Source organism: Streptomyces sp. NPDC058877 (assembly GCF_042742855.1).
Classification (GTDB): domain Bacteria; phylum Actinomycetota; class Actinomycetes; order Streptomycetales; family Streptomycetaceae; genus Streptomyces.
In genome coordinates this window covers 1-11,027 of the sequence record NZ_JBHYMF010000213.1, presented here as the reverse complement: position 1 = coordinate 11,027, position 11,027 = coordinate 1, and the positions used below count along the sequence as shown (strand labels likewise).

General features: G+C 74.0%; 10 protein-coding genes. 7 read left to right on the top strand and 3 right to left on the bottom strand.

What is annotated here, in order from left to right; all coding sequences use genetic code 11:
* The first annotated feature begins 241 nt into the window (after window positions 1-241).
* A complete protein-coding gene (locus ACFW2Y_RS31105; RefSeq protein WP_384885769.1) occupies window positions 242-1,177 on the top strand; it encodes a hypothetical protein in 936 nt (311 codons plus the stop codon).
* Between the two features lies 1 nt (window position 1,178).
* On the opposite strand, the gene ACFW2Y_RS31100 is transcribed toward ACFW2Y_RS31105, so the two are convergent.
* Window positions 1,179-3,338: a prolyl oligopeptidase family serine peptidase gene (locus tag ACFW2Y_RS31100; protein ID WP_384885767.1), complete on the bottom strand. Its 2,160-nt coding sequence runs from the start codon at window positions 3,336-3,338 to the stop codon at window positions 1,179-1,181.
* A 176-nt stretch (window positions 3,339-3,514) separates the two neighbouring features.
* Here ACFW2Y_RS31100 and ACFW2Y_RS31095 point away from each other — a divergent pair, with 176 nt between their 5' ends.
* From ACFW2Y_RS31095 to ACFW2Y_RS31080, 4 genes are all read left to right on the top strand, one after another.
* Window positions 3,515-3,709 carry a hypothetical protein gene (locus ACFW2Y_RS31095; RefSeq protein WP_015035959.1) on the top strand — a complete coding sequence of 65 codons (195 nt, stop codon included), beginning with the start codon at window positions 3,515-3,517 and terminating at the stop codon, window positions 3,707-3,709.
* 35 nt (window positions 3,710-3,744) lie between these two features.
* Window positions 3,745-4,635 carry an N-acetyl-1-D-myo-inositol-2-amino-2-deoxy-alpha-D-glucopyranoside deacetylase gene (mshB, locus tag ACFW2Y_RS31090; RefSeq protein ID WP_384885765.1) on the top strand — a complete coding sequence of 297 codons (891 nt, stop codon included), beginning with the start codon at window positions 3,745-3,747 and terminating at the stop codon, window positions 4,633-4,635.
* Window positions 4,632-5,003 (top strand): DUF6113 family protein, encoded by a 372-nt coding sequence (locus tag ACFW2Y_RS31085; RefSeq protein ID WP_384885763.1) that lies wholly within the window; start codon window positions 4,632-4,634, stop codon window positions 5,001-5,003. Before mshB ends, ACFW2Y_RS31085 begins: the two co-directional genes overlap by 4 nt.
* Window positions 5,004-5,136: 133 nt before the next feature.
* Window positions 5,137-7,398, top strand: coding sequence for a hypothetical protein (locus tag ACFW2Y_RS31080; RefSeq protein WP_384885771.1), 2,262 nt, complete (start codon window positions 5,137-5,139; stop codon window positions 7,396-7,398).
* Between the two features lie 113 nt (window positions 7,399-7,511).
* Here ACFW2Y_RS31080 and ACFW2Y_RS31075 read toward each other — a convergent pair whose 3' ends face one another.
* Window positions 7,512-8,399 carry a tetratricopeptide repeat protein gene (locus ACFW2Y_RS31075; protein WP_384885761.1) on the bottom strand — a complete coding sequence of 296 codons (888 nt, stop codon included), beginning with the start codon at window positions 8,397-8,399 and terminating at the stop codon, window positions 7,512-7,514.
* Window positions 8,384-9,385, bottom strand: coding sequence for a GNAT family N-acetyltransferase (locus ACFW2Y_RS31070; protein ID WP_384885760.1), 1,002 nt, complete (start codon window positions 9,383-9,385; stop codon window positions 8,384-8,386). The genes ACFW2Y_RS31075 and ACFW2Y_RS31070 overlap by 16 nt, the downstream gene beginning before the upstream one ends.
* A gap of 112 nt (window positions 9,386-9,497) precedes the next feature.
* On the opposite strand from ACFW2Y_RS31070, the gene fdxA reads away from it, so the two are divergent.
* A complete protein-coding gene (fdxA, locus tag ACFW2Y_RS31065) occupies window positions 9,498-9,818 on the top strand; it encodes a ferredoxin (RefSeq protein WP_015035968.1) in 321 nt (106 codons plus the stop codon).
* 82 nt (window positions 9,819-9,900) lie between these two features.
* Window positions 9,901-10,998: a succinyldiaminopimelate transaminase gene (dapC, locus tag ACFW2Y_RS31060; protein ID WP_384885758.1), complete on the top strand. Its 1,098-nt coding sequence runs from the start codon at window positions 9,901-9,903 to the stop codon at window positions 10,996-10,998.
* Window positions 10,999-11,027: the final 29 nt, after the last annotated feature.

Sequence of the window (11,027 nt, the reverse complement as noted above, 5' to 3'; positions counted from 1 at the left end):
ATGTCGCCCCGGCCGGCTGCCCCTCCCTCCACCGGCCGCTCCGGGGCGCCGGAGCGGGGTTCCGACACCGGACGTCCCCACCCCGCCCTCCACCCCCACGGGGCCCCGTTTTCGCACGGGCATCCACCCGCTCGCCGTCGTTGTCCCGGCGTTTCCCCACGGATCACCCACGGGACCCCGTAGCACCACAGATGTGCGGAACCGCTTGTCCCGCCCGGGCGCGACCGTGAGGATCGAGGCCGTGACTGTGACACGAACGGCACGTCTCACCGGCGCCGCGCTCTGCGCCGCGCTCGCCCTCATCACCGCCGTGTGGATCCTCGAGGACCTCGCCGTGCTCGGCTCGCCGGCCGACCTCGTCTGGTACTGGGCCGGGGACCGCCACTTCCTGGTCCGAGGACGGTCCGCCACTTCCCTGATCGACGCCGTGCTCCTCGTCGGGTCGGCCGCGACCGCCGTCGTCGCCCTCCGCTCGCGGCACGCGGCCTCCGCCCTCGCCGCCGTCGGAACGGTCACCCTCGCACTGCGCCTTCCGGGACTCTGGGCCCCCGGGAACGGGGCCCTCGTCACCGCCCTCCTCGAACTGGCCCTCGCCGGCGGCCTCGTCCTCACCGCCGCCGTCGGCCGCCGCCCGGCCGACCCCCACGAGCAGCCGCCCACCAGCCCCCGCACCGGCCCCGCGGTCGCCGCCGGGGGCCTCCTCCTGGTCGCCGCGCTCGTCGTGACCGGATGGGAGCTGTACTGGGCGGGCAAACTGCCCCTGGAGACCACCGCCGACCGGTTCACCGGCGGTCGCTCCGTCGTCAGGCCCGCCCTCGCGCCGCCCCCCGGCTGGCTCTCGACGGTCCTCGCCGCCCTCTACGGCACGGCCGGGGCCCTCGGCCTCGCCCGGGCCCGGCACAGTCGCCCCTTCGGGCTCCTGGCCGCCGCCTTCCTGACGGCGGGCGGCCTCGGCGGGGTTGCCCGCTCGGTCCGGTACGAGACGTTCGCGCACCTGGGCGACCCCACCTCCCTGTACGCGATGGGCGTCCTCACCTCCGTCCTCGAACTGCTCGCCGGCGTCGCGGTGTTCGTCCTGCTCGCCGGGCGCGGCGCCCCCGACGCCGCGCCCGCCCCGCACCCGGCGGCCGGGGCGCCGCCCCCGACGCCGCCCCGTTCGCGCCCGCCGGGTCGGTGACTCACCGCTCCAGGCCGAGGGCCCGCTTCAGGAAGTCCACCTGGAGCAGGAGCAGGTTCTCCGCCACCTGTTCCTGCGGCGTCATGTGCGTCACCCCGGACAGCGGCAGCACCTCGTGCGGCCGGCCCGCCGCGAGCAGTGCGGACGAGAGCCGCAGCGCGTGCGCCACCACCACGTTGTCGTCCCCGAGACCGTGCACCAGCATCATCGGCCGGGCCGGCCCCTCCGGTGCGGACAGGCCGTCATCGGTCACCAGCGACTGCGCCGCGTACACCGCGGGTTCGTCCTGCGGGGTGCCGAGGTACCGCTCGGTGTAGTGCGTGTCGTACAGCCGCCAGTCCGTCACCGGCGCCCCGACCACGGCCGCGTGGAAGACGTCGGGCCGCCGGAGCACCGCCCGGGCCGCCAGGTGGCCGCCGTACGACCACCCGCGGATCGCCACCCGCCCGAGGTCCAGGGGGAAGCTCCCGGCGAGCGCCCGCACCGCCTCCACCTGGTCCTCCAAGGTCGGGGACAGATCGCGCAGGACGGACTTCTCCCAGGCGGGGGAGCGCCCCGGAGTGCCCCGCCCGTCCGCCACGACCACCGCGAAGCCCTGGTCGGCGAACCACTGCGAGGTCAGGTGGGCCTGGTGCGCGGCGAGCACCCGCTGCCCGTGCGGGCCGCCGTAGGGGTCCATCAGGACCGGCAGCGGCCCGTCCCCCTCCGCGTACCCCGAGGGCAGCAGCACCGCGCACGGAATCCGCCGGGCGCCGGCCTCCACGAGCCGCACCCGCGCGGAGATCACCGGCCGCTGTGCGTACGAGGCCACCACCGCGACCTGCTCGCCGTCCCGCAGCACCCGCGCCACGCTCCCGGCCGCCTCCGGCCGTGCCGACACGAGGACGGTCACCGTCCCCGAGCGCACCGCCCCGTGCACGCCGACGCCCTCGGACAGCCGCTCCGCCCCCCGTGCGGTCACCCGGTACACATGGGTCTCGCCCGTCTCGGGTTCCGCCGCCGTTTCACCGGCCGAGGCCGACACGAGGACGTCGTCGGCCCCGATGTCGAGCACCGACCGGACGTGCAGTTCCGCACCCGTCCACGACTCCTCGCCGACGGCGAGGACCCGCGGGCCGCCCTCGTCCGTGAGCCGCACCAGTCCGCCGCCGGGGCCCCACGAGGGCACCCCCCGATGCAGTTCCAGCCATGCCGGGTCCGTCTCCGTCCGTACGACCGAGGTCTTCCCCGAATCCGGCTCCACCGTCAGGAAGAGCTGCTCCCGTTGGTCCCGCGCCTGCACGAGCAGCAGCGGTGCCCCGCCCGCCGACCAGTGCACCCGCGCCAGGTACGGGTACCGGTCCCGGTCCCACCGCACCTCCGTGCGGGATCCGTCCAGGCCCGTCACGAAGAGCCGCACCTCGGCATTGGCCGTTCCCGTCGCCGGGTAACCCACGGCCTGTGGCTCCCGCTCGGGGTGCGCCGGGTCCGCGATCCACCAGCGCCGCACCGCCCGGTCGTCCGCCCGTGCCACGAGCAGCCGGTCCGAGGCGGGGGACCACCAGTAGCCGCGCTCCCGACCCATCTCCTCCGAGGCGATGAATTCGGCCAATCCGTAGGAGGTGTGTTCGTCCTCCGGGACGGCCAGCGCGCGGTCCCCCGTGCCGTCCGCGCCCACCACCCGCAGCGCGCCCTCCGCCACGTACGCGACGAACCGCCCGTCCGGTGAGGGGCGCGGGTCGATCACCGGCCCCGGCACCGGGAGTTCCCGTGCCGTCCCGGCCCGCAACTCCGCCGTGAACAGCCGCCCCGACAGCGCGAACGCCGCCCATTCCACCGCCGCGTCCACCGCGTACGCCACGATCCCGGCGGACCCCTCCCGGCTCCGCTCCCGGCGCGCCCGCTCCTGCGGGGACAGCTCCTCCTCCGCGCCCGCGAGCAGTACGGCGGGGTCGGCGACCGAACGCTCTCCGGGCTCCCCGTCGCGGGGCAGGTCGAGCACCCAGAGCCGGTGCGAACGGTCCGTCCCGGAAGCGGACCGGACGAACACGACGCGCTCCCCGTCCGGGGAGACCGAGAACCCACGCGGGACCCCCAGGGTGAACCGCTGGGTCCGGGCGTGCTGGCGGGGGAAGGAGAGTTCGGCCGAGGGTGTGGCCGACTGCTGTGAAGACAAGGTCATGGGCTGAAACTAGCGCTGTGCGCCCCCCTTGTGCCCCTGTCCGCCGACCGATGCGGCGGCACGGATAGTTATGATCCGTAGCGCTAGGTGGGTATGCATCTGACGAGCATGCCTCCTGGCACATGCTGCCCGACCAAGCCGCTCGAATATCCGACCGAAGGTGGAGGTGAACCGCCGTGGCACTCTCGATTTCCGTGGTGGTGCTGCTGGCGATCGTCGTCTTCCTGCTGATCCGGAAATCCGGGCTGAAGGCTGGACATGCGGCGGTCTGCGCGCTCCTGGGGTTCTACCTGGCGAGCTCCTCCATCGCCCCGTCCATCAGCACCCTCACCACGAACGTGGCGGGCATGATCGGCGGCCTCAAGTTCTGACCGGCGTCCCCCGCGCCACCTCGTAGGGTGGGGGCATGTCCGATCTCCCCGCCCGCCGTCTGCTGCTCGTGCACGCGCACCCGGACGACGAGTCGATCAACAACGGCGTCACCATGGCCAGGTACGCGGCCGAGGGCGCCCTCGTCACCCTCGTCACCTGCACGCTGGGCGAGGAGGGCGAGGTCATCCCGCCCGACCTCGCCCACCTGGCCCCCGACCGGGAGGACCGGCTCGGCCCCCACCGCATCGGGGAACTCGCCGCCGCGATGACCGAGCTCGGCGTCACCGACCACCGCTTCCTCGGCGGCCCCGGGCGCTTCCGCGACTCCGGAATGATGGGCGTCGAACAGAACGGGCGCACCAACGCCTTCTGGAACACCGACGTCGACACGGCGGCCCCCCACCTCGTCGAGGTGATCCGCGAAGTGCAGCCGCAGGTCCTGATCACCTACGACCCCGACGGCGGCTACGGCCATCCCGACCACATCCAGGCCCACCGGGTCGCGACCCGCGCCGCGGAGCTCGCCGCCGACCCGGCCTACCGTCCCGACCTCGGCCCCGCCCACGCGATCGCCAAGACCTACTGGAACCGCGTCCCGCGCCCCGTCGCCGAGGCCGGCTTCGCCCGGCTGCGCGCCGAAGGTTCCGTCTTCCCGGGGGTCGCCGCGCTCGACGACGTCCCCGGCGTCGTGGACGAGGACCGGATCACCGCCGAGATCACCGCCGACCCCGCGTGCACGGCCCGCAAGGTCGCCGCGATGGCCGCGCACGCCACCCAAGTCGCGGTCGACGGGCCCTTCTTCGCCCTCTCCAACGACCTCGCCCAGCCGATCTTCACCACCGAGTACTACGAACTGGTCCGGGGCGTCCCGGGCGCCCCCGCCGGCACGCGCGAGACGGACCTCTTCGCGGGGGTGACCGCGTGAGCACCACCGCTTCCCCCTCCTCCCAGGGGGCCCGGTTCACCTGGTACGCCGTCCTGGTCGTCCTCGGCGCCCTCGTCGGCACCGCGGGATCCCTCGTCCAAGCGGCTTGGTTCCCCGGTGGCTTGCTCCTCGCGCTCCTCGCGACCGCGGGCCTCTTCTACGGGGGACTCCGGGCCACCGGCACCCAGGCCGGCGTCTTCACCGCCGGCGTGGGCTGGCTCCTCGCCGTGATCCTCCTCAGCAACACCCGCCCCGAAGGGGACAGGGTGTTCACCGGCGACGGCGGCGAGCTGCTCTTCCTCTTCGGCGGCATGGCGGTCGCTGTGATGTGTGCCACGCTGTCCCGGTTGCCGCGCACACCCTTGTGAGCAGGACGACTTGAGACCGCAGTCGTCCTGACTTCGGCCGGATTGCCCGTCGTCCGTGACCCGGGGGTCGGGTATATGCCGGCGGCGGCCAGTATGGTGGTGCGCGCCGCCGAACCGCCCGGGTCACACGAGCATCAGCAAGAGCGGGCGGTGGAGCCAACCGGGAGATCCTGCTTTGAGTCGTGAAACTGGTCGAGAGACTGACAGTTCGTCCTCCGGCGCCCAGGGGCGCGGTGGAGCTGCGTACCCGTCGGGTACCCCGCCGTACGGATCCCGCCAGTATCCGTCGCTTCACCCCTCGCAGGACGCGCCGGAGGAGACTCCGGACGCGTCCGCACCGCCGGAGGAGCCCAAGACCGAGACGACGCTGACGACGCGCATCCGCATCAACATCCCGGGTTCGCGTCCGATCCCGCCGGTCGTGGTCCGCAAGACCGTCAACGAGGCGTCCGCCCAGGACCCGGAGCCCGAGGCGCCGGAGCCGGAGCCGGAGACGCCGGTCGCGGCCCCGGAGCCGCCGCGGGCGGCCGAGGGGGCGACACCGGCCCCGAAGGCGACGAGCGACTGGTTCGCCCCGCGCAAGCCGGCGGCCCCCAGTCCGACCCCTGCGCCCGCCCCCGCCTCGGCGGCCAAGCCCGCCCCGGCTCCCGGTGCACCGGAAGCCCAGGGCACCGGCTTCGCCGGCTCGGCGACCTCCGGCGTCCCGACGGTCGGCACGACCCCGTCGAGCCGACCGGTCACCGCAGCCGCCCAGACGCCGCCGGGCAATCCGCTGTACGACAGCGGGACGCCGGTGGGTGGCACCCCGGCGTACGAGGACCCGCAGGCCGCGGGCACCCCCGCGTACGACGGGACCCCCGCCCATGACGGCAACCCCACGGGCGGGACCCCCGCCTACGGGGCGGCTCCGGCCGACGGCACCCTTGCGTACGACGGGACCCCCGCGTACGACGGGACCCCCGCGGGCGGGACCCCCGCGGGCGGGACCCCCGCGTACCCCGGTCCGGGGGCCCCGGGGGCTCCGAACGGTCCCACCACGGGCCCGGTCGCCGGGACCGCCGCGCTCGGCGGCGGCCCCGCCGCCCCCCGACCCTTCGCAGGCGGCGGACACCAGGGCGAGGGCGCCCCGTTCGCGGGCGGCGGTGCGCCCCGCATGTCCGACGACACCGCGATCCTGACGCCGCAGCAGCCCGCCCCGGTGCCCCCGTCGGGCCAGGGGACGCCGGCCGAGAACGGCGGTCACGTTTCCGGCGACACGCTCACCAGCGGCATCCCCGTGGTCCCGCCGACGGCGGCCCGCCCGAACCAGACCCCCGGCTCGAACCCGGCGCCCCGCTCGAACCGGGGCCCCGGCCCGAACCCGACGCCCCGCGCCGAGCAGCGTCCGGCCCCCGCGCCGGCACCCGCCCCGCGCCCGGCGCCCGCCGCCGACCGCGCTCCGGCCAAGAAGGGACGCTCCAAGCTGGTCCTGGTCGCCGCCGGACTCGTCGGCCTGGCCGGCGTGGCCTACGGCGCGGGACTCCTCCTCAACCACTCCGACGTCCCCAAGGGCACCACGGTGCTCGGCGTGGACATCGGCGGCGGGACGAAGGAGGAGGCCGTCAACAAGCTGGACAAGGCCCTGGGGCAGCGGGCCCGCACCCCGCTCCAGCTCGGCGTCGGCGGCAAGAAGGTCCAGCTGCCGCCGGACAAGGCGGGGCTGGCCCTGGACAGCCAGGAGACCGTTCGCGCCGCAGCGGGCAGCGATTACAACCCGGTGTCCGTGATCAGCTCCCTCTTCGGCGGCGAACGGGTGGCCCAGCCGGTCTTCCCGGTCGACAAGGAGAAGCTGGCCGTCGCCCTGACCGACCTCGCGGGCACCTCCGCCTCGGCAACCGAGGGCACGATCCTGTTCGCCCCGAACAAGGTGACCCCGGTCGAGGGCAAGCCCGGCAAGGGCCTGGACGTCCAACGCTCCATGATCTCGGTGCAGGACGCCTTCCGCGCCCAGGTCGAGACGGGCCGGAGCACGCTGGTCGAGCTGCCGGTCACCACCCGTCAGCCGACGATCACCAAGGCCGAGCTGGACCGGGCGATGCGGGAGTTCGCGACCCCGGCCATGTCGGGCCTGATCAGGATCCAGGCGGGCGGAAAGTACATCGACTTCGGCCCGGCGCGGTCCCTGCCGCAGATCCTCTCCATGAAGGCCGTCGACGGCCGACTGGTCGAGGTCTACGACAAGAAGGCGATCGACCGCCTCCTGGACGGGGCCTTCGACGGCATCATGATCACCAAGGGGGACGGCGGCAAGCACCAGGTCTCCGCCGACGACGTGGCCTTCGTGATGCGCGACGCGCTGTTGGGCAAGACGCCCGAGGAGCGCACGAAGACCATCGACCTCAGCGGCGAGGGCTGAGACCCCCGCTCCGGCCGTGCGCCCCCGTCCCGTCCCGGGACGGGGGCGCCTGTGCGTCGTGGGCGTGCGGACCGGGGCGCCCCCACCGGTCGCCCGGCCCGTCCGCTCCACCGTCAGTTGAGCAGTGCTCGGGCCGCCTGCGCCCGTCGGCGGATCGTCGTCGCCGACTCCGGGTCCACCGCGTCCATGACCCGCGCGTACGCCTCCATCTCCGCGGCCCCCGTGAGGAACTGCCCGCGCTGGACGAGCAGCTCGGCGCGCTCGTAGCGGAGCCTCGCCGGGTGGGAGGGGAGCAGCAGGGCGAGCTCCACCGCCCACAGGGCCACGTCGGAGCGCTCGGGACGCGGGGCCGCCCAGGCACGGATGTTGTTGAGGACGCGCAGCACGATCGCGCCGGGTTCCGCCGGCCGGAGCATCGAGCGGTCGAGCGCCTCGCCCGTCGCGCTCGCCACCAGGAGTTCGGCGTCCGTGCCCGTCATGGCCCGTCCGCCCGCGAACGGGTCGGCGAGGTCCAGATCGGCCGGGTCGCCGAAGCCCACGACGAAGTGGCCGGGCAGGCCGAGCCCGTACACGGCGGCCCCGGCCCGACGGGCGACCTCCATCCAGACGACGGAGAGCAGGATCGGCAGGCCCCGGCGGCGCCGGAGCACTTCGTGCAGCAGCGAGGACTCCAGGCGTTGGTAGTCGGCGGACACGCCCTCGAAGCCCTCGCGGCGGCCGAGGAGCGCGGCGAGTTCGGCCGCCCAGGCACCGGTGGTCCGGGTCGTGTACGGCACGAGGCCGGCGAGCCGGTCGAGTTCGATCTCGGCTTCGTCGAGGTCGTGCCGGGTGACCGTGGGGTCGGCCACGGCGCCGATCAGCAGACAGAGCCGGGCCAGGTCGGGGCGCTCCGACCGGGCCTCCTCGGCGAACTCCCGTCGCCAGTCGTCCCGGTCCGGGCCCCCTGATGTGCCCCGCGGCGCGTCGGGTGGGGGTACGTCCTGCGTCACGCCTCCGCCCATCGGTAGTGGTGGTAGTGGTGGTGGAGTGCGAACTCCATCCGGTCGTACAGCGCCCGCGCACCGTCGTTGTCCGTCTCCACCTGGAGCCAGGCGGCCGACGCGCCCTCGTCCAGCGCCTGCCGGGCGAGCGCCGTCATCACGGCGGTCGCCAGGCCCCGGCGCCGCTCGTCGGGGGCGACCTCGACCGCCATGAAACCGGCCCAGCGGCCGTCGACCACACAGCGCCCGATCGCTGCCGGTACCCCTCCCGTGCCCGCGACGGACGCGAACCACACACTCGGGCCGGACGCCAGGACGGACCGGACCGCCGGGTTCTCCTCCGTGGAGCGCTGGTACCGGCGCAGCCACGGCTCGTCGACCGTCCGCGAGAGGTGCACGACGGAGGTGTCCGCATCCAGGTCACCGATCGGGGCGAGCGCAGCGATCCGGACCTCGGCGGAGACCTCGCGCCGCCAGCCGTGCCGGTCGAGCGCGGCGCACAGCAGTTCCTGGGTGCCCTCGGCGCCGGTTGCGGCCTGGACGTACGCGGGTAGCTTCCGGTCCGCGTACCAGGCACGCACCTGCGCCAGGGCCTCGTCGACGGGCCGCCCCGGATCTCCGAGCGCGAGCGCGGAGTTGGCCCGGCGGGTGAATCCCCCGGCGGCCCGCAGGGTCCATGCGCCGAGGGGCTCGCTCTCGACCGGCTGCCAGGCGCGTGCGGTGGCGCGGGCCAGCTCGGGGAAGGTGGCCGCGGGGCCCCGGCGGCGGGCCGGGGCGGCCGGCACGACCTTGCCCGCGACCAGTGTCGATTCCGCGATCCGGACGCCCTCACCGCTCTTTCGTGTGATCAGCAGCACACCGGCGTCCCATGATGCGAGCACTCCGACCGCGTCGGTGAACCTTTCGCCCGCTTCCGTCGACTCCGTCACGTACCGAACGGAGACACGTTTTCCCACGTCAGCGCTGGTAATTCGCACTTCAAGGCGCCCTCCGCCGGTGATTTCCACAGCTTCTCCGCCCCTCCTGTTCGGATCGCCCTCAAGAACGGAGATACTAGGTGCGGGCATCGACGACGCCGCGCTCCCGCGCAGACCAGCCCTATCGAGGAGGAACGACAGCGTGACCTACGTCATCGCGCAGCCTTGTGTCGACGTCAAGGACAAGGCGTGCATCGAGGAGTGCCCCGTCGACTGCATCTACGAGGGCAAGCGGTCCTTGTACATCCACCCGGACGAATGCGTCGACTGCGGGGCCTGTGAGCCGGTCTGCCCGGTTGAGGCGATCTTCTACGAGGACGACACCCCGGAGGAGTGGAAGGACTACTACAAGGCGAACGTCGAGTTCTTCGACGAGCTCGGCTCGCCCGGTGGTGCCTCCAAGCTCGGCGAGATCGAGCGCGACCACCCCTTCATCGCCGCCCTGCCGCCGCAGAACGGCTGATCATCCGCTCTCGGTCCCGTACGGCTCGTTCGCCGTGCGGGGCCGAAGCGTTTTCCGTACGCACCAGGAAGTGAGCCAATCCGTGAGCGCAGTCTCTTCGCGCCTGCCCGTCTTCCCCTGGGACAAGCTGGAGCCCTACAAGAAGACGGCCCTGGCGCACCCCGACGGAATCGTGGACCTCTCCGTCGGCACGCCCGTCGACCCGGTTCCCGCGCTGATCCAGGAGGCCCTGGTGGCGGCGGCGGACTCACCGGGCTATCCCACGGTGTGGGGGACCAAGGAGCTGAGGGACGCGCTCACGGGTTGGTGCGGGCGGCGTCTGGGTGCGGTGGGCCTCGCCCACGAGAGCGTGCTGCCGGTGGTCGGTTCCAAGGAGCTGGTGGCCTGGCTGCCGACGCAGCTGGGGCTCGGTCCCGGTGACGCGGTCGCCTACCCGCGGCTGGCGTACCCCACGTACGAGGTCGGGGCGCGGCTCTGCGGCGCGACGCCCGTCGTCTACGAGGACCCGGTGGCCGACCTCGACCCGGCCGCGGTCAAGCTGCTCTGGCTCAACTCCCCGTCCAACCCGACCGGCAAGGTGCTCGCCAAGGACGAGCTGACCCGGATCGTGGCCTGGGCGCGCCGGCACGGGATCCTCGTCTTCTCCGACGAGTGCTACCTGGAGCTGGGGTGGGAGGCCGACCCGGTCTCGGTCCTGCACCCGGACGTCTGCGGCGGTTCGTACGAGGGGATCGTCGCGGTCCACTCGCTGTCCAAGCGGTCCAACCTGGCCGGCTACCGGGCCGCCTTCATCGCGGGCGATGCGGCCGTCCTCGGCGAGCTCCTCCAGATCCGCAAGCACGGCGGCATGATGACGGCCGCGCCGGTGCAGGCCGCGACGGTCGCGGCGCTCGGTGACGACGCGCACGTGGCCGAGCAGCGCACGCGGTACGCGGCCCGGCGGGCGGCCCTCCGGGCGGCCCTGGAGGCGCACGGGTTCCGGATCGAGCACAGCGAGGCGAGCCTGTACCTGTGGGCGACCCGGGACGAGCCGTGCTGGGACACCGTGGCCCACCTGGCGGAGCGGGGCGTCCTGGTGGCGCCGGGCGACTTCTACGGCGAGGCCGGGAAGCGTTTCGTGCGGGTGGCGTTCACGGCGACCGACGAGCGGGTCGAGGCCGCGGTCAAGCGCCTGGGGTGAACGGTAACGGGTGAGGGCCCGGGAAGCGC

What these genes read in the sequence shown, in the direction of transcription:
- mshB (WP_384885765.1), top strand. Translation starts at nt 3,745, where the DNA reads ATGTCCGATCTCCCCGCCCGCCGTCTGCTGCTCGTGCACGCGCACCCG.
- ACFW2Y_RS31100 (WP_384885767.1), bottom strand. Translation starts at nt 3,338, where the DNA reads ATGACCTTGTCTTCACAGCAGTCGGCCACACCCTCGGCCGAACTCTCC.
- ACFW2Y_RS31075 (WP_384885761.1), bottom strand. Translation starts at nt 8,399, where the DNA reads ATGGGCGGAGGCGTGACGCAGGACGTACCCCCACCCGACGCGCCGCGG.